A 17,037-nucleotide genomic window follows, 5' to 3' on the forward strand; every position below is an offset into this window, starting at 1 on the left:
TGCGCGGCGGCGTCTCCGATCCGGGCCGGGCCTAGCGACCCAGCGCGAACGCCAGCACGATCGTGGCGACCAGCGCCAGCGCGGCCAGCACCGCGAGGGTGATCTTCAGCGCGCTGTACGGGCGCTCGCCGATCACCTCACCGGTGCGGGCGTTGACCAGGATCTGGTACGACCGCCCGGCGTGCAGGTAGGCGGCGACCCAGACCGGCAACAGCATCAGCTTGTACGTCACGTCCGAGTAGCTGGTGTCGACGGAGTCGACGCGCTGTTCGTCGCCACCGATGTCGCGGCGGCAGTCACCCTGGATGACCGGTGCCATCCGGGTCTTCGCCGTGGCCAGCCCCGCCTCCGGCTCGGTGTCGTAACGCAGCGCGTGATAACCGGCCAGGTAGTCCCCGTGGTACGCGACCGCCTCGGTCAGCGGCCACGGGGCCAACCGGTCCAGTTGCTGCTCCGGGAGGTACCGGGTGGCCGGGACCAGCACGTCGTCGAAGTCCCGCCGAACGGTGCCGCCGGCCGGATACCACCGGGTGCGGCGTACCTGCCGGGTCCGCATCTCGGTCTTGCCGTCGACGATCACCGTGTAGCTCTCGGTGACCCAGTAGTGCTGGCCGCGCTGCCCCCGGTACTGCGACACGGTCCGCGCGTCGAACGTCCAGTGCGGCAGGTAGGTGCCCTTGAGCGTCTCCGCCTCGCTGACCTTCTTGAGGCTGTTCGGCGCGAACCAGCGGCTGCGGCACCAGGTGCTCAGCGCCGTCCGCACACCGGTGCGGTCCACCACGAACGGCAGCACCCCCTCGGGGGCGATCAGGCTGCCCGTCGCGTGGTCGGCCACCAGCGGCGCGGTGCAGAACTGGCAGCGCTTCGCCAGCGCGTTGCTCTCGGTCCGGGCACCGCAGCCCGGGCAGACGAAGGTGTACGCGCCGACCTGCGCCACCGGCTTGCGTGCCAGCGTGGCCAACTGGGCGTACGCGTGCTCGCGTACCTCCCGGCCGGCCCCGGCGATCTCCTGCTGGGTGCCGCAGTACGGGCAGCGCAGCACCGCCGCGCCCGGCGCGTACTCCACCCGGGCGCCGCAGCCGCCGCATCCGAACGTCGGCGGGACGGTCGCGCCGCTCATCGCGGCGGCAGCGGCGGCGGAACGCTGGCCAGCACCGAGGCGAGCTCGGGAAGCTGCCCGGCGGGCTGCCACTGTGCCATGCCGGACCGCCAGGCCAGGGTGTCCGGGCCCAGCCTCCCGGCGGCCACCTGGGCGGCCAGCCCACCGAGGTCGAACGGGCCCTGTCGCTGCCCGTCGACGCCGATGAACCACTGGGTCTGGTGCGGCAGCGGCGGTGGCTCGGCGCTCGGCGGTGTGGGGGCGTGCGTCGCCGGGGCCTGCGGTGTGGGCGCGTGCTGCGTCTCGCCGGCCATCGTGCGGGCCATCTGCTGCCCCATCGCCATGCCCATGCCGAGCCCGACACCGGCGCCCGCCTCGCCGCCCGGGTTGCGTGCCGCCTCCTCAAGTGCGGTCGCGGCCTGGAACTGGGTGAACCGGTCCAGATCGCCGACCGCGCCCATGCTGGTGCGCTTGTCCAGCGCCCGCTCGACCTCCGGCGGCACGGAGATGTTCTCGATGACGAAGGTGGGGATCGCGATGCCGACCTCGGCCAGCTCCGCCGTCAGGACCCCGGCCAGCCGCCGGCCGATGGCGTCCTGGTGCGCGGCCAGGTCCAGCAGCGGTACGCCGGCCGTGGCCAGCGCCCCGCCGAGCCGTCCCACGATGAGCTGCCGCAGGTACTCCTGCACCTCCTCGGTGCGGAACTGCGGATCGGTGCCGACCAGCTCCCGCAGCAGACGCTGCGCGTCCACCACCCGGGCCGCGTACGCGCCGAACGCGCGCAGCCGGACCACGCCGAACTCGGCGTCCCGCAGGATCACCGGGTTCTGGGTGCCCCACTTCATCTCGGTGAACTGCCGGGTGTTGACGAAGTACACCTCGGCCTTGAACGGCGAGTTGAAGCCGTACTTCCAGCCCTTGAGGGTGGACAGGATGGGCAGGTTGCGGGTCTCCAGGGTGTAGGTGCCGGGCGGGAAGGCGTCGGCGATCTGCCCCTCGTTGACGAACACCGCCGTCTGCGACTCGCGCACGATCAGCTTGGCGCCCATCTTGATCTCGTTCTGGTATCGGGGGAAGCGCCAGACGATCGTGTCCCGGCTGTCGTCCAGCCACTCCACGATGTCGACGAACTCGCCCCGGAGCCGGTCCATGAGTCCCATCGCGTCCCTCCCTGTCGGCCCACGTGATCATCGTCGTCGCGGGCGACCGTATCAACCGGTGACCACCAGCACCGCCCGGGTGCGGGCCTCGGCCGGATGCCGCGCCGGCCGCGCCTCCGGACGACGGTACCGATCGCCGGTCAGGTGCTCACCGCCGGTTGGCGCGGCGCGTCGACCGGGCGGCGGGGCTTGACCAGGTGGACGACGCCCTGTGCGGCGTCGACCTCGGTCACCGTGTAGCCGGCCCGTTCGTACACCCCGATGTTGCGGGTGCTGCGGTGGCCGGTGCACAGCGCGTGGTGCGTGGTGGTCTCCGGCGCCTGCGACTCGGCGTGGGCGAGCAGCCAGGACCCGATCCCCCGGCCGGCCTCGTCGGGAGCGACCATCAGGCGGCCGACCAGCCAGGCCTCCCCGTCGGCGCGAGCCCGCACCGACCCGACCAGGCGACCGTCGCGGCGCAGGCACCAGATCCGCCAGGTCGACATGGAGGCGCGCAGGTCCGCGAAGGACTCCTGCAACGGCGGCAGGTCGAGGGTGTCGTTGAGGATCGCCTCCTGCACCCAGCAGCAGCGCTGGAGCACGAACAGCTCGGCCAGGTCCTCGTCCCGGACCTCGGCCAGGGTCAGCCCCTCGACCGGCCCGGCGGTGAACTCCGGGGGCGCGGGCGCCCGCAACGGGCGCAGGGCCCGGGCCACCCGGTCGAGTTCGCGCAGCGCGGTGCGCGCACCGTCGGCCAGCGTGGGGGAGTCGACCACCTGCCCGTCGCGGGTGTGCTCGGCGAGGCGTAGCGCGACGGTGGCGCCGATCGGCACCATCCGCAGCGTGGTGACGACCTGCTTGGCCATCTGCACCGCTCGGGTGCCGGCCGAGGTGTTGCCGTAGCTGACGAACGCCACCGGCTTCCACGCCCACTCCTGATAGAGGAAGTCGAAGGCGTTCTTGAGCACCGCCGGCATGCCGAAGTTGTACTCCGGGGTGACCACCACGAACGCGTCGGCGGCGGCGACCCGGCGACTCCACTCGCGGGTGTGCTCGTGCGCGTACTCGCCGCGCGACGGGTGCTCGGGCTCGTCGAACATCGGCAGCCCGACGTCGGCCAGGTCCGCGACCTCGACGTGGGTCCGGTGCCGGGCGGCGTCCGGCGCGGTGGCCCGGACGAACCAGTCGGTGACGGCCGGTCCGAGTCGGCCGGGCCGGGTGCTCGCGACGATGACGAGGACGCGCAGGGGTGCGGACGGAACAGTCGATGACATGTCAACGAACGTACCCGGATTTTCGATGACATGTCAACGACAGGTACGGTGGTGGCATGGCGACACCGTGGCTGAACGCCGACGAGGAGCAGACGTGGCGGGCGTTCCGGCGTCTGCTCGTCACGCTGCCCGCCCGCCTGGACCGGGACCTGGTCCGCGACTCGGGGCTCTCGCCGGCGGACTACGAGGTGCTCAGCACGCTGTCGGAGAAGCCGGACCGCCGCTGGGCGCTCAAGGACCTCGCCGCCAAGATGGAATGGTCCCGCAGCCGGCTCTCCCACCACACCACCCGGATGCAGGCCCGAGGGCTCGTCGCCCGGGAACCCGACCCGCAGGACGCCCGGGGCTGCCTGCTGCGCCTGACCGACGACGGCTTCGGCGTGCTGGAACGCGCCGCACCGCACCACGTGGTGTCGGTACGCGCCCGCTTCCTCGACCACCTCGACGCCGACGAACTGGCGTTGTTGCGTGCCCTCTCCGCCCGCATCGCCGACCTGCCCGACTGAGCGGCGCGCGGCCGGACGTCGACGGGCGCGATCTCGTACTTTCGGTCGGGCCGCCTCCTGCCGGGGACCGGTGCGGTCGCGGCCCGCGTGCCGATGAGTCGCCCCCGCCGCGAACGCCACCATGGCGTCATGAAGGCGATCGTTGCGCACCGATACGGCTCACCCGACGTGTTGCGGCTCCAGGAGGTCGACCGGCCGGTCCCGGCCCCCGACGAGCTGCTGGTGCGGGTGCACGCGGCCTCGCTCAACGCGCGGGACTGGCACGTCCTGCGCGGCGACCCCTACCTGGCCCGGCTGGCCGCGCCGCAGATGATGGGGCTGCGCGGGCCCCGGCGCGTGATCCGGGGCACCGACTTCGCGGGCACCGTCGAGGCGGTCGGCGCCGACGTCGACCGGTACCGCCCCGGCGACGAGGTGTACGGCGACACCGGCGACCTGCACGGGGCGTTCGCCGAGTACCTGTGCGTACCCGCCGCGCAGGTCGAGTCGAAACCGGCGAGGCTCAGCTTCGCGCAGGCCGCGGCGCTGCCGCTGGCCGGCAACACGGCCCTGCTCGGGGTACGTGACGTAGGGCGGCTGCGCGACGGGCAGCACCTGCTGGTCAACGGCGCCTCCGGCGGGGTGGGGACGTTCGCCGTCCAGATCGGCAAGGCGCTCGGGGCCACCGTGACGGCGGTCTGCCGGACCCGCAACGTCGACCTGATCCGGTCGCTCGGCGCGGACCACGTGGTCGACTACACCACCCACGACTTCGCCCACGGGGATCGCCGCTACGACGTCGTGCTCGACCTGGTCGGTAACCGTTCGCTGGCCGACCTGCGACGCGCCCTGGTCCCCGGCGGCACGCTGGTGCTCTCCGGCGGCGGGACCTTCCGGGGCCGGCCCGCCCTGGTCGGGCCGATGGCGCTGCTCGTCCGGGCTCAACTGGCGGCCCGTGTCGTCGGTGAGCGGATGGTGCTGCTCACGACGCCGCAGAGCCGTGAGCTGCTGGCCGGGCTGCGCGACCTGGTCGAGGTCGGTCTGGTCGACCCGGTTGTCGACCGCACGTACCCGCTCGCCGAGGTGCCCGAGGCGATGCGCTACCTGGAGGGCGAGCACGCCCGCGCCAAGGTGGTCGTCACCGTCTGAGCGGGACCGGTGCGGTTCAGTCGCGGTGGATCGGGCTGTCCAGCTCGGTCAACGGACGACCCGAGCCGCCCCAGGACTCGGCGACGATCTCGGCGGCGATGGCCACCGCCGTCTCCTCCGGGGTACGCGCACCGAGGTCCAGCCCGATCGGGGAGCGCAGGCGGGCCAGGGTGTCCTCGTCCACCCCCGCCTCGCGCAGCCGACGCATCCGGTCGTCGTGGGTGCGGCGACTGCCCATCGCGCCGATGTAGCGCGCGGGCGTCCGCAGGGCGACCTGGAGCAGCGGGACGTCGAACTTCGGGTCGTGGGTCAGCACGCAGAGCACGGTGCGCTCGTCGACGGTCGTCTCGGCGAGGTACTCGTGCGGCCAGCGCACCACGAGGTCGTCCACGTCGGGGAAGCGCTTCCGGGTGGCGAACACCGGACGGGCGTCGCAGAGCGTGACGTGGTGGCCGAGGAACCGGCCGATCCGCGCGACGGCGGCGGCGTAGTCGATCGCGCCGAACACGATCATCCGGGGCGGCGGCACGTACGACTGGACGAAGACCGACACCTCGTCACGGCGCTGCTCGCCGTGCGTGCCGAGATGGACGGTGCCGGTGCTGCCCTGGGCCAGCATCCCGGCGGCCTGCTGCGCCACCGCGCGGTCCAGGTCGGGGTCGCCGAGGCTGCCGGCAACCCGGTCGGGCCAGACCACGAGCTGGGCGTCCCCGGTCGACGCGGTGGCCACCGGCCGGCCGCCGGTGATCGCCTCCAGGACCGCGTCGGTCTCGGTCAGCGCCGCCTGCGGTTGCACCAGGATCTCGATGGTGCCGCCGCAGGTCAGACCCACCCCGAACGCGTCGTCGTCGCTGACGCCGTAGATCTCGGTCCGTGCCTTGCCGGTCTCGATGGCCTCCCGGCACAGCTCGAAGACCGCGCCCTCGACGCAGCCGCCGGAGACGCTGCCCAGCACCTCACCGTCGGCGTTGACCGCCATGGTGGCCCCGGGCTGCCGGGGCGCCGAGCGCCAGGTGCGGACGACGGTGGCCACGGCGAACGCGACGCCGGCCGTACGCCAGTCCGTCAGTCCGTCCGCGATGTCCCGCATGGCTGCACCATCCGTGGCCACCGGTGTCATCGTCAACCCGACCTAAGCAATTGCTTAGGTCGACGTTGACTTTGTAAACGGCCCCGACCAGATTCTGGCGGGACCGTGGAGGAGCGACATCATGCAGGTTCCGGCACCGTTCGAGTACGAGCGCGCCACCAGTGTGGACCAGGCCATAGGTTTGTTGGAACGGCTGGGCGGGACAGCTCGGCTGATCGCCGGTGGGCACAGCCTGCTGCCGATGATGAAGCTGCGGCTGGCCAATTTCGACTATCTGATCGACATCAACGATCTGCACCCGGAACTCGGTTACATCCGGCCCGGCCGGCACGAATTGCGCATCGGCGCGCTGACCCGGCACCGCGAGTTGTTGGAGTCCGCCGAACTGGCCGCCGCGTTCCCGATCTTCGCCGACGCGGAGCGGGTGATCGCCGACCCGATCGTGCGTAACCGGGGCACTCTGGGCGGCTCGCTCTGCCAGGCGGACCCGTCGGAGGACCTGTCGGCGGTCTGCACCACGCTGGACGCGAGCTGCGTCATCCGAGGCCCCGGCGGTGTCGAGCGGATCGTGTCGATGGAGGAGTTCCACGTCGGACCGTACGAGACGGCGGTCGGCGAGGCCGAGATGCTGATCGAGGTCCGGCTGCCGGTACGCCCCGGCGGCGGCAGCGCGTACGAGAAGGTCGAACGCCGGGCCGGCGACTGGGCCGTGGTCTCGGCCGGCGCGGCGATCTGGCTGGACGGCGGCGTGATCTCTGACGCCCGGGTGGGGCTGGCCGCGGTCGGTCCGAACACCACCGGCATCCCGGAGGTGTCGGCTGCGCTGCGCGGGCAGGAGCCGACCGAGAGCGTGTTCGCGCGGGCCGGCGAGATCGCGGCGAGCCAGTGCGAACCGGTCACCGACCAACGCGGCAGTGCCGACTACAAGCGGCATCTGGCCGCCGAGCTGACCAAGCGGGCCCTGCGCCGGGCCGCCGAGCGGGCGAGGAGCTGAGCATGCAGGTCACCATGACCGTCAACGACGTCGAGGTCACCCGGGAGATCGAGGGTCGGCTGCTGCTCGTGCACTTCCTGCGGGACGTGCTGGGCCTGACCGGCACGCACTGGGGCTGCGACACCAGCAACTGCGGCACCTGCGTGGTCTGGCTGGACGGCGAGCCGGTGAAGTCGTGCACGGTGCTCGCCGCGATGGCCGGCGGCCACGAGGTGCGTACCGTCGAGGGGCTGGCCAAGGGCGCCGAGCTGGACCCGGTGCAGCAGGGCTTCATGCAGTGCCACGGCCTCCAGTGCGGTTTCTGCACGCCGGGCATGATGATGACCGCGCGGGCGCTGCTGAACCGCAACCCCGACCCGAGCGAGCCGGAGATCCGCGAGGCGATCTCGGGCCAGATCTGCCGCTGCACCGGATACTCCACCATCGTCCGGTCCGTGCGCTGGGCCGCCGTGCACGAGCAGGCCGCCGCGGCCAAGGTCGCCGAGTCCACCGAATCACCCGCCGCCGGCGAGATCTCCGACGCCGGCCAGCCTGCCGGGAGCCCCGCATGACGACCGTGCACGAGCCCGTGGACACGTTCCACGACAACGACCAGAAGCCGGTCGGGTACGGCCGGATGCTGCGCAAGGAGGACCCGCGCTTCGTGCGTGGCCGGGGCCGCTACGTCGACGACGTGCAACTGCCCGGCATGCTGCACCTGGCCATCCTGCGGTCGCCGGTGGCGCACGCCCGGATCGTCTCCATCGACACCAGCGCCGCCGAGGCGTCGCCCGGGGTCAAGGCGGTGGTGACCGGGGCGATGCTGGCCGAGCAGAACCTGGCCTGGATGCCGACGCTCTCCAACGACGTGCAGGCGGTGCTCGCCACCGACAAGGTGCGCTTCCAGGGCCAGGAGGTGGCCTTCGTGGTCGCCGAGGACCGGTACGCCGCCCGCGACGCGCTGGAGCTGATCGACGTCGAGTACGACATCCTCGATCCGGTCGTCGACGTGCGCCGCGCGCTGGAGCCGGACGCCCCGGTGATCCGCGACGACCTCGAGGGCAAGGCGAACAACCACTGCTTCGACTGGGAGACCGGCGACGAGGCGGCCACCGAGGCCGCGTTCGCCCGCGCCGACGTGGTGGTCAGCGAGGACATCGTCTACCCCCGGGTGCACCCGGCGCCGATGGAGACCTGCGGCGCGCTCGCCGACTTCGACCCGATCGAGGGCAAGCTGCGGCTCTGGTCCACCACCCAGGCGCCGCACGCGCACCGCACCCTGTACGCCATCGTGGCGGGCATTCCCGAGCACAAGATCCAGGTGATCTCGCCGGACATCGGCGGCGGATTCGGCAACAAGGTGCCGATCTACCCCGGGTACGTCTGCGCCATCGTCGCCTCGATCGTCACCGGCAAGCCGGTGAAGTGGATGGAGGACCGCTCGGAGAACCTGATCAGCACCGGTTTCGCCCGCGACTACATCATGCGCGGCGAGATCGCGGCGACCCGGGACGGCCGGATCCTGGCCATCCGCACCAACGTGCTGGCCGACCACGGCGCCTTCAACGGCACCGCCGCGCCGGTGAAGTACCCGGCCGGGTTCTTCGGCGTCTTCACCGGCAGCTACGACATCGAGGCCGCCTACTGCAAGATGACTGCGGTCTTCACCAACAAGGCCCCCGGCGGTGTCGCGTACGCCTGCTCGTTCCGGATCACCGAGGCCGTGTACCTGGTGGAGCGGATCGTCGACTGCCTCGCCGACGAGCTGGGGATGGACCCGGCCGAGCTGCGGCTGAAGAACTTCATCCAGCCCGAGCAGTTCCCGTACACGACGAAGACCGGCTGGGTCTACGACTCGGGCGACTACGAGCCGACCATGCGGCTGGCCATGGAGATGGCCGGCTACGCCGAGCTGCGCCGCGAGCAGGAGGAGAAGCGTGCCCGGGGCGAGCTGATGGGCATCGGCATCGCCTTCTTCACCGAGGCCGTCGGCGCCGGTCCCCGCAAGAACATGGACATCCTCGGGCTGGGCATGGCCGACGGCTGCGAGCTGCGCGTGCACCCGACCGGCAAGGCCGTGGTCCGGCTCAGCGTGCAGTCGCAGGGGCAGGGCCACGAGACCACGTTCGCGCAGATCATCGCCGAGGAGATCGGCATCCCGCCGGCCGACATCGACGTGGTGCACGGCGACACCGACAACACGCCGTTCGGTCTCGGCACGTACGGCAGCCGGTCCACCCCGGTCTCCGGGGCCGCCGCCGCGCTGGTCGCCCGCAAGGTCCGGGACAAGGCCAAGATCATCGCCTCGGCCATGCTGGAGGTGTCCGTCGCCGACCTGGAGTGGGAGAAGGGCGCCTTCCACGTCAAGGGCGACCCGGGCAAGTCCGTCACGATCCAGGACATCGCCATGCGCGCGCACGGCGCCGGTGACCTGCCCGACGGGATCGAGGGCGGACTGGAGGCGCAGATCTGCTACAACCCGTCGAACCTGACCTACCCGCACGGGGCGTACATCTGCGTGGTGGACATCGACCCGGGCACGGCCCAGGTGACGGTGCGCCGGTTCATCGCGGTCGACGACTGCGGCACCCGGATCAACCCGATGATCATCGAGGGGCAGGTGCACGGCGGCCTGACCGACGGCGTCGGCATGGCGCTGATGGAGATGATCGCCTTCGACGAGGACGGCAACTGCCTCGGCGCGTCCATGATGGACTACCTCATCCCGACCGCGCTGGAGGTGCCCGACTGGGAGACCGGCTACACGGTCACCCCGTCGCCGCACCACCCGATCGGCGCCAAGGGCGTGGGGGAGTCGGCCACCGTCGGCTCGCCACCGGCGATCGTCAACGCGGTCGTGGACGCCCTCAAGCCGTTCGGCGTCCGGCACGCCGACATGCCGCTGACGCCGTCGCGGGTCTGGGACGCCATGCGCGGCCAGGCCCGACCGCCGATCTGAGGAGGCGACGTGTCGACGACGATCACCGAACGCGCCCGCGCGCTGAGCGCCGCCCGGGAACCCTTCGTGCACGCCACCGTGGTCCGCGCGCAGGAACCCACGTCGGCGCGGCCGGGTGACGACGCGGTGATCCTGCCGGACGGGTCGATCGAGGGCTTCGTCGGTGGGGCGTGTGCCGAGAGCTCGGTCCGCGCCGCCGCGCTGGACACCCTGCGCGACGGCAACACCCTGCTGCTGCGCGTGCTGCCGGACGGCACGGACACCTTCCCCGACACCCCGGGTGCGCGGGTGGTGGTGAACCCGTGCCACTCCGGCGGCGCGGTCGAGATCTTCCTCCGGCCGATGCTGCCCGCGGCGGTGCTGGGGGTGGCCGGCACCAGCCCGATCAGCGCCGCCGTGGCGACGCTGGCACGCTTCCTCGACTTCGAGGTGGTCGAGGGCGGTGACTACTCCGGTGCCACCGCCGTCGTGGTGGCCGGTCTCGGCAAGGGCGAGCCGGAGGCGATCCGGGCCGCGCTGGACGCGGGCGTGGGCCACGTCGCGCTGGTCGCCAGCCGTACCCGGGCCGCCGCGCTGCTGGACGAGCTGACCCTGACCGACGACGAACGGGCCCGCGTACACGCGCCGGCCGGGCTGGACATCGGTGCGCGTACCCCGCCGGAGATCGCCCTGGCGATCATGGCCGACGTGGTACGCGCGGTCCGGCGCGACGACCTGCGGCCCCCGGCCGGGGCGCCCGTGGTCCGTCCGCAGCAGGCGGTGGACCCGGTGTGCGGGATGACGGTGACCGTCGGACCGGACACCCCGCACGCCCGGGTGGACGGTGCGGACCACTGGTTCTGCTGCCCCGGATGCCTCGCCCGCTTCACGGGCGGGTAGCCGTGAACGTGACCGGTCTGGTGCTCGCCGCCGGCGCGTCGGTGCGCCTCGGCGAGGCCAAGCAACTGCTGCCGTACCGGGGGCGGACCCTGCTCGACGCCACCCTGGACCTGGCCCGCTCGTGCGGCTTCGGTCAGCTCCTGGTGACCCTCGGCGGCGCGGCGGACCAGGTCCGGGACCGGGTGGACCTGACCGGGTGCGAGGTGGTGGAGAACGCGGCCTTCAGCACCGGCTGCGGCTCGTCGATCAGCACCGCCGTGCGGGCGGTCGACCCGCGCGCCGACGCGCTCGTGCTGCTCCTCGGCGACCAGCCCGGCGTACGCGCCGACGACGTGCGGCGCCTTGCCGCCACGGACACGCCGCTCGGGGTGTGCCGGTATGCCGACGGGCTGGGGCATCCGTTCCGGTTCGGTCGGGCGGTCTTCCCCGACCTGGTCGACCTGCACGGCGACAAGGCCGTCTGGAAGCTGCTGCACTCCGGCCGCCATCCGGTGACCGAACTGCCGGTGGACGGTCCGGTGCCGATCGACGTGGACACCCGCGCCGACTACGAGCGACTGCTGACGGAGCAGGCCCGGTGAAGGACGCACCCGACGTCGCGCGTCGCCTCGACGCCGTCGACTACCTCACCGACGACGGCCTGGCGATGGCGCTGTTCCTGGCCGTACGCCTCGGCAAGCCGTTGTTGCTCGAAGGGGAGCCCGGCGTCGGCAAGACCGCCGCCGCCAAGGCGCTGGCCCGGGCGCTGGACACCACGTTCATCCGGTTGCAGTGCTACGAGGGCCTGACCGCCGGTGAGGCGCTCTACGAGTGGAACTACCAGCGGCAACTGCTCGCCATCCGGCTCGCCGAGGCACAGGGGGCCCGGCTCACCGACGGCGACCTGTTCAGCGCCGAGTTCCTCCAGGAGCGACCGATCCTGCGGGCGGTACGCCACCCGGGGCCGGTGCCGCCGGTGCTGCTGATCGACGAGATCGACCGCGCCGACGACGAGTTCGAGGCGCTGCTGTTCGAGTTCCTCGGCGAGGCCGGCATCACCATCCCGGAACTCGGCACGTTCACCGCGCACACCCCGCCGATCGTCGTGCTCACCTCCAACCGCAGCCGGGAACTGCACGACGCGCTGCGCCGTCGCTGCCTGTACCACTGGATCGAGTTCCCGGCGCCGCAGCGGGCCGCCGAGATCGTCCGCCGGGCGGTACCGACCGCCGGCGAGCCGCTGATCCGCACCGCCACTGAGTTCGTCAGCGCCGTACGCGGCCGGGAACTGGACAAGGCGCCCGGGATGGCCGAGGCCATCGACTGGGTGGCCGCGCTGTCCGTACTCGGTGCCACCGACCTCGCCGGTGACGACGTCCTACAGACCATCGGCACCATCGCCAAGACCCCCGACGACCGCGTCACCGTGGCCGCCGCGCTCGGCACACACCAGGGGTCAGTGCTCGGCACACACCAGGAGAGTCAGTCGTGAAGCTCAGCAATGATTTCGTGGTCAACATCCCGATCGACCGGGCCTGGGCGGTCCTCACCGACCTGGAGGGGATCGCCCCCTGCATGCCGGGCGCCCGTCTCACCGGCGTCGAGGGAGACGTCCACAAGGGCAAGGTGAAGGTCAAGGTGGGCCCGGTCGTCTCCGAGTTCGCCGGCACCGCGCAGTTCGTCGAGAAGGACGACGCCGCGTGCCGCGCGGTGATCGACGCCAAGGGCCGCGACGCCCGCTCGGCGGCGAACGCCGCCGCCGTGGTCACCGCCGCCCTGCGGCCCGACGGCGACCGGACCCTGGTCAGCGTCGACACCGACCTGCGGATCTCGGGCAAGCTGGCCCAGTTCGGCAGCGGCATGATCAAGGAGGTGTCGGGCAAGCTGCTCGCCCAGTTCGTCACCAACCTGGAGGCCAAGCTGGCGGCCGAGGAGGCCGACGCCGCCGCACCGGCCACGGTGGACGCCGCGCCGGTAGCGGCCGACGCCGCGCCCGCCTCGGCCACGTCGCGCCCCGCGCCCGCCCCGACCGGCGCCGCAGCGGCGACCGACGCACAGGCCGCGCCGGCAGCGGGGGAGACCGTCACCGCCGGGGCGCACCCGAACTCGGTGGAGCTCACCCCTGCCGCAGAGGCCGTCGTCACCGAGGCGACCGCCGGCGGCGGGGACCCCCTGCAGACCGCGACCGCTGCCCCCGCCGCCGCGATGATGACCACTGGGGACGCCACGACCACGCGGCAGACCGTGATCGCCGAACCGGCATCGGTACCCACCGCCCCGGTGACCCGGGGCGCCGCCCCGCCGGCCCGTGCGGACGACGACGACGAGGCGCTGGACCTGCTCAGCATCGCCGGTGGGTCGATCACCAAGCGCGTGGTGCCGCTGGTCGTCGGTCTCGTCGTGGTCGGCGCGGTGATCGCCTGGTTGATCGCCCGCAGGTGACCTCCGGGGTGCTGCGCGGCGTCGACCGGGCCGCGTTCGCCGTGGCGCTGGCCGACCGGTTGCGTCGTGCCGGCGTCCCGGCCGGGCTCACCCAGGTCGACGACTTCGTCCGGGCGTTGGTCGCCGCGCCCCCGGCGGACCGTTCGACGCTGTACTGGAGTGCCCGGGTCAGCCTGGTGCGGCGACACGCCGACCTGGCCACCTTCGACGCTGTCTTCGAGGCGGTCTTCGCCGACGCGCCACCGTTGCCGTTGACCCGGGCGGCGACCGGGCCGGGTCGTCGTGACGAGGTGCACGTGCCGGTGCCCGCCGACACCGACAGCGCGGGGTCGGGCGGTGGGCTGCCCTGGGCGACGCTGCCTCCGGCGGTGGCCGAGGCGGAGGAGTCCGACACGGCGCTGCGCCTGCCCGAGCGGCGTCCGGCCGCCCTCGCCGGGCTCGCCGACCGGCCCTTCGAGGACCTCGACGACGAGCAGGTGGCGCTGCTCGGCGAGGTGCTGCGGGCCGCCGTGCGCCGCTGGCCCACCCGGCGTACCCGGCGGCACCGGGTCAGCCCGGCCGGTCGGCGGATCGCGCTGCGGCCGACCGTGGCCCGGGCCCGCCGCACCGGCTGGGAGCCGGTGGAGGTGGTCCGCGAACGACAGGTCCGCCGGCCGCGCCGGGTGGTGCTGCTCTGCGACGTCAGCGAGTCGATGCGGGCCCAGGCGACCGCCTACCTGCATCTGATGCGGGCGTTCGCCATGGTCGCCGACGCCGAGGTGTTCGCGTTCGCGACGAGGTTGACCCGGCTCACCACCGTGCTGCGGCACTCCTCGCCGGTGGCGGCGGTGGACCGGGCCGGTGCGGCGGTGACCGACCGCTTCGGCGGCACCCGGATCGCCACCAACGTGCGTACGCTGCTCGCCTCCCACCACGGCGATCTCGTCCGAGGCGCGGTGGTGGTCATCGGGTCGGACGGCTGGGACAGCGACCCGCCCGACGACCTCGCCGCCGCCATGGCCCGGCTGCACCGTCGGGCGCACCGGGTCGTCTGGCTCAATCCGCGCGCCGGGGTGCCCGGCTTCACCCCCCGGGTGGCCGGCATGGCCGCCGCGCTGCCCTACTGCGACAGGCTGCTGCCGGCCGGCACGTTCCAGGACCTGCTGGACGCCGCCGGTCAGCTCCAGAGCGTGACGTGGACCGCCGGCTTGAAATGACCCATGCTGACGCCCGCGCCCCGCATCATCGCCTGGATGGCACGCGAGGTGGAGGCGAACCGGGACAGCTCCGCCGCGGCCGAGGGCGTGCCCGAGCTGGACAGCAGCAGCGAGTGCCAGCCGTCCTCGACGGGGGTGTGCGGCCCGGCCAGCAGCAGCAGGTCACCGCTGCGGACCTCCGGTGCGACGGTGAACGCCAGCGCGGGCGCGACGCCCTTGCCCCGTTTCGCCTCGCCGAGCGCGGCGGCGTGGCTCTGGAAGATCTGCTGCCGGTCCTCGGGTACGGCGAGTCGGCGCAGCATCGCGGGCACCGCGCCCAACTGGGTGGTGGCCGAGGGGCCGAGCAGCCAGGTCTGCTCGCGCAGTTGGGCCGCTGACGCTCGTACGCCGGCCAGCGGATGGTCCGGTCCGACGACGGTCACGAGCCGGTAGTTCATCACCGGACGGCAGGTGATCGCCGGGTCGACCACCGGCGGCTGCGGCCCGATGGCGATGTCCACGGCGCGGGTCAGCAGCAGCGTCTCGAAGGAACCCGCGTCGCGCACGCTCAGTTCGACGTCGAGGTCGGCGGCACGCCTGGTGAACAGCTTGATCAGGCCGGGCGCGGCGAGTTCGGCGAAGAGGCTGCACGCGGCGACGCGCAGCATCCGGCGTCCCCGCGCCGCAGCGGTCACCTCGACCACCGTGCGGTCCTGCAGGCCGAGCAGTTCCGAGGCGCGGCTGGCCAGCCGCAGCCCGCCGGGCGTGAAGGCGAGCCCGACGGCGGTGCGGGAGAACAACTTGTCGCCGAACTCCTTGCGCAGTTGCGCGATGTGCAGCGAGACGGCCGACTCGGAGACGTCGAGTTGGGCGGCGGCCTGCTTGACCGAGCCCATCCGCACCACCGCGACGTACGCGCGTAGCTGTGCCGGCGTCATCGACGGCGTCCCTCCTCCCACCCCGATCTCACGATCCGGACGGTCCCTCGCAGCGAAACACGATCATGCCCGTTACGCCGCGTCGTCGCCAACTCTCCTGTCGGCCACCATGGTGCCCTGCCGCCGGGGCGGACGGAGGACCCGCCCGCCCCGGCCGCCCACGTCAGAGCCGACAGCCGCCGGAGACCTCGATGTCCTGGGCGGTGATCCAGCGACCGGCGTCGTCCAGCAGCGCGGCGATGGCCACCCCGATGTCGTCCGGTTCGCCGACTCGGCCGAGCGCGGTCCGGGCCGCCAGGTGCGGGATCACCTCCGGGTGTCGGGCGAAGGCGTCGTCGGCGATGCGGGTGCGGGTGGAGCCGGGGGAGACCGAGTTGCGGTGGTCAGCACCCGGGCGAGCCAGTCGGTGCGGGTACGGCGGGCCGTGGTGGAGATGGCCGCCTGCGGCAGGATCGCGTCGAAACCGTGGCAACCGCCCGCCCACACGTGCAGTTCGGCCTGCCCACCGGCGGCCCAGATCCGGCTGGCGTAGTCGACGCTCTCGTCCCGGAAGACCTCGGCCGAGCCGACGTCGACGTAGGTGGTGGGCAGTCCGGACAGGTCGTCGGCGAGCGCCGGTGACACGTACGCGGGCACCGGCCGGTCACCGTCCTCGCCCAGCACGCAACGCCAGCAGAACTCGTTCGACTCGCCGGTCCAGACGTCGGGACCACCGGCGTACTGACGACTGGAGACGGTGTCGTTGCGGTGGTCCAGCATCGGACCGATCAGCATCTGGGCGGCGATCGGCGGGGTGCCGAGGTCACGGGCCATCAGGGTCACCCCGGCGGCCAGGCCACCACCGGCGCTGGCCCCGGCGACGACCAGGCGGGCCGGGTCGATGCCCAGGTCGGCGGCGTGCGTGGCGGTCCAGAGCAGGCCCTGGTAGCAGTCCTCGACCAGCGTCGCGCCGCTGAACTCGGGCGCCAACCGGTAGTCCACCGAGATGACCACGGCACCGAAGCGGTCCAGCCATTCGAGGGGGATGTCGAGTTGGGCGTAGCGGTCGCCCAGGACCATCCCGCCGCCGTGGATCCAGTAGACGCACGGCGCCGGTGTGTCGCCGGTGCTTCCGGCGGGGCGCAGCACGGACAGCGGGATCGGGGTGCCGTCGGCGGCTGGGACGGTGATCTCCTGTCGGTCCACGGACGCGCCGTCGAGCAGGGTTTCCACGGGCGTGGTGGCGTAGGGCCGGATCTGCGCGAGCACGTCGAGGTCGAGTCGGGCGACCAGCGGCAGGTCGGCGAGCAGCGCCCGCAGGTCGGGGTCGAGGTCGGGGCGGGGCAACGTCATGTCGGGTCCTCGGGTCGGCGGGGTGGGTGTCGGCTCAGAGGGCGGCTCTGCCGCCGACCGGCACCTCGTCGGTGTAGGTCGCCTCGGCGGCGAGCAGCGGTTCGAGTCGCGTGACGAGGTCGCG

Annotated in this window: 17 protein-coding genes; 10 read left to right on the forward strand and 7 right to left on the reverse strand. The window is 72.8% G+C overall.

The features are described from left to right. Positions 1 to 31: 31 nt before the first annotated feature. From ABT008_RS20610 to ABT008_RS20620, 3 genes are all read right to left on the reverse strand, one after another. A complete protein-coding gene (locus ABT008_RS20610) occupies positions 32 to 1,120 on the reverse strand; it encodes a TFIIB-type zinc ribbon-containing protein (protein ID WP_350697843.1) in 1,089 nt (362 codons plus the stop codon). Continuing rightward, complete coding sequence (locus ABT008_RS20615; protein ID WP_350697844.1) at positions 1,117 to 2,259, reverse strand: SPFH domain-containing protein; 1,143 nt, start codon at positions 2,257 to 2,259, stop codon at positions 1,117 to 1,119. Before ABT008_RS20615 ends, ABT008_RS20610 begins: the two co-directional genes overlap by 4 nt. Before the next feature lie 140 nt (positions 2,260 to 2,399). Next, complete coding sequence (locus tag ABT008_RS20620) at positions 2,400 to 3,512, reverse strand: GNAT family N-acetyltransferase (RefSeq protein ID WP_350697845.1); 1,113 nt, start codon at positions 3,510 to 3,512, stop codon at positions 2,400 to 2,402. A gap of 56 nt (positions 3,513 to 3,568) precedes the next feature. Between ABT008_RS20620 and ABT008_RS20625 the strand changes: the two genes are divergently transcribed. Together ABT008_RS20625 and ABT008_RS20630 are read left to right on the forward strand one after the other, a co-directional pair. Further along, entirely contained in the window at positions 3,569 to 4,018 is a 450-nt protein-coding gene (locus ABT008_RS20625) for a MarR family winged helix-turn-helix transcriptional regulator (protein ID WP_350697846.1), read from the forward strand. A gap of 129 nt (positions 4,019 to 4,147) precedes the next feature. Next, positions 4,148 to 5,146, forward strand: a complete 999-nt coding sequence (locus ABT008_RS20630) for an NAD(P)-dependent alcohol dehydrogenase (RefSeq protein ID WP_350697847.1) — start codon at positions 4,148 to 4,150, stop codon at positions 5,144 to 5,146. A 16-nt stretch (positions 5,147 to 5,162) separates the two neighbouring features. Here ABT008_RS20630 and ABT008_RS20635 read toward each other — a convergent pair whose 3' ends face one another. Further along, positions 5,163 to 6,236 carry an XdhC family protein gene (locus ABT008_RS20635; RefSeq protein WP_350697848.1) on the reverse strand — a complete coding sequence of 358 codons (1,074 nt, stop codon included), beginning with the start codon at positions 6,234 to 6,236 and terminating at the stop codon, positions 5,163 to 5,165. 121 nt (positions 6,237 to 6,357) lie between these two features. Here ABT008_RS20635 and ABT008_RS20640 point away from each other — a divergent pair, with 121 nt between their 5' ends. Genes ABT008_RS20640 through ABT008_RS20675 form a run of 8 tightly spaced genes read left to right on the forward strand, consistent with a single transcriptional unit; the run spans position 6,358 to position 14,664 of the window. Beyond that, positions 6,358 to 7,230, forward strand: coding sequence for an FAD binding domain-containing protein (locus tag ABT008_RS20640; protein WP_131053981.1), 873 nt, complete (start codon positions 6,358 to 6,360; stop codon positions 7,228 to 7,230). A 2-nt stretch (positions 7,231 to 7,232) separates the two neighbouring features. Further along, a complete protein-coding gene (locus tag ABT008_RS20645) occupies positions 7,233 to 7,781 on the forward strand; it encodes a (2Fe-2S)-binding protein (protein WP_350697849.1) in 549 nt (182 codons plus the stop codon). Then, a complete protein-coding gene (locus tag ABT008_RS20650) occupies positions 7,778 to 10,168 on the forward strand; it encodes an aerobic carbon-monoxide dehydrogenase large subunit (RefSeq protein WP_350697850.1) in 2,391 nt (796 codons plus the stop codon). Before ABT008_RS20645 ends, ABT008_RS20650 begins: the two co-directional genes overlap by 4 nt. Positions 10,169 to 10,177: 9 nt before the next feature. Beyond that, on the forward strand, positions 10,178 to 11,047 hold the full coding sequence (locus ABT008_RS20655) for an XdhC family protein (protein ID WP_350697851.1): 870 nt from the start codon (positions 10,178 to 10,180) through the stop codon (positions 11,045 to 11,047). Positions 11,048 to 11,049: 2 nt separating this feature from the next. Further along, positions 11,050 to 11,628 (forward strand): nucleotidyltransferase family protein, encoded by a 579-nt coding sequence (locus ABT008_RS20660; RefSeq protein ID WP_350697852.1) that lies wholly within the window; start codon positions 11,050 to 11,052, stop codon positions 11,626 to 11,628. Then, a complete protein-coding gene (locus ABT008_RS20665) occupies positions 11,625 to 12,518 on the forward strand; it encodes an AAA family ATPase (RefSeq protein WP_350697853.1) in 894 nt (297 codons plus the stop codon). The genes ABT008_RS20660 and ABT008_RS20665 overlap by 4 nt, the downstream gene beginning before the upstream one ends. Next, positions 12,515 to 13,468 carry an SRPBCC family protein gene (locus tag ABT008_RS20670; protein WP_350697854.1) on the forward strand — a complete coding sequence of 318 codons (954 nt, stop codon included), beginning with the start codon at positions 12,515 to 12,517 and terminating at the stop codon, positions 13,466 to 13,468. The genes ABT008_RS20665 and ABT008_RS20670 overlap by 4 nt, the downstream gene beginning before the upstream one ends. Continuing rightward, the gene (locus ABT008_RS20675) at positions 13,465 to 14,664 is read left to right on the forward strand and encodes a vWA domain-containing protein (protein WP_350697855.1); all 1,200 of its coding nucleotides are present in this window, start codon (positions 13,465 to 13,467) and stop codon (positions 14,662 to 14,664) included. The genes ABT008_RS20670 and ABT008_RS20675 overlap by 4 nt, the downstream gene beginning before the upstream one ends. On the opposite strand, the gene ABT008_RS20680 is transcribed toward ABT008_RS20675, so the two are convergent. The 3 genes from ABT008_RS20680 to ABT008_RS20690 all read right to left on the reverse strand — a co-directional run bounded on the left by ABT008_RS20680 (position 14,625) and on the right by ABT008_RS20690 (position 16,913). Next, positions 14,625 to 15,581 carry a LysR family transcriptional regulator gene (locus ABT008_RS20680; protein ID WP_350697856.1) on the reverse strand — a complete coding sequence of 319 codons (957 nt, stop codon included), beginning with the start codon at positions 15,579 to 15,581 and terminating at the stop codon, positions 14,625 to 14,627. The two genes, ABT008_RS20675 and ABT008_RS20680, sit on opposite strands and share 40 nt — an antisense overlap. Positions 15,582 to 15,744: 163 nt before the next feature. Then, positions 15,745 to 15,984, reverse strand: a complete 240-nt coding sequence (locus ABT008_RS20685; protein ID WP_350697901.1) for an SDR family oxidoreductase — start codon at positions 15,982 to 15,984, stop codon at positions 15,745 to 15,747. Continuing rightward, positions 15,888 to 16,913, reverse strand: a complete 1,026-nt coding sequence (locus tag ABT008_RS20690) for an alpha/beta hydrolase (RefSeq protein WP_350697857.1) — start codon at positions 16,911 to 16,913, stop codon at positions 15,888 to 15,890. Before ABT008_RS20690 ends, ABT008_RS20685 begins: the two co-directional genes overlap by 97 nt. Positions 16,914 to 17,037 lie beyond the last annotated feature (124 nt).

Source organism: Micromonospora sp. NPDC002389, assembly GCF_040296095.1.
In the GTDB taxonomy this organism is placed as follows: Bacteria; Actinomycetota; Actinomycetes; order Mycobacteriales; family Micromonosporaceae; genus Micromonospora.

Excerpts from the sequence above, each read along its gene's own strand:
- ABT008_RS20620 (WP_350697845.1), bottom strand. The coding sequence starts at position 3,512 with ATGTCATCGACTGTTCCGTCCGCACCCCTGCGCGTCCTCGTCATCGTC.
- ABT008_RS20615 (WP_350697844.1), bottom strand. The coding sequence starts at position 2,259 with ATGGGACTCATGGACCGGCTCCGGGGCGAGTTCGTCGACATCGTGGAG.
- ABT008_RS20640 (WP_131053981.1), top strand. The coding sequence starts at position 6,358 with ATGCAGGTTCCGGCACCGTTCGAGTACGAGCGCGCCACCAGTGTGGAC.
- ABT008_RS20680 (WP_350697856.1), bottom strand. The coding sequence starts at position 15,581 with ATGACGCCGGCACAGCTACGCGCGTACGTCGCGGTGGTGCGGATGGGC.
- ABT008_RS20650 (WP_350697850.1), top strand. The coding sequence starts at position 7,778 with ATGACGACCGTGCACGAGCCCGTGGACACGTTCCACGACAACGACCAG.
- ABT008_RS20610 (WP_350697843.1), bottom strand. The coding sequence starts at position 1,120 with ATGAGCGGCGCGACCGTCCCGCCGACGTTCGGATGCGGCGGCTGCGGC.
- ABT008_RS20630 (WP_350697847.1), top strand. The coding sequence starts at position 4,148 with ATGAAGGCGATCGTTGCGCACCGATACGGCTCACCCGACGTGTTGCGG.
- ABT008_RS20645 (WP_350697849.1), top strand. The coding sequence starts at position 7,233 with ATGCAGGTCACCATGACCGTCAACGACGTCGAGGTCACCCGGGAGATC.
- ABT008_RS20635 (WP_350697848.1), bottom strand. The coding sequence starts at position 6,236 with ATGCGGGACATCGCGGACGGACTGACGGACTGGCGTACGGCCGGCGTC.
- ABT008_RS20625 (WP_350697846.1), top strand. The coding sequence starts at position 3,569 with ATGGCGACACCGTGGCTGAACGCCGACGAGGAGCAGACGTGGCGGGCG.
- ABT008_RS20690 (WP_350697857.1), bottom strand. The coding sequence starts at position 16,913 with ATGACGTTGCCCCGCCCCGACCTCGACCCCGACCTGCGGGCGCTGCTC.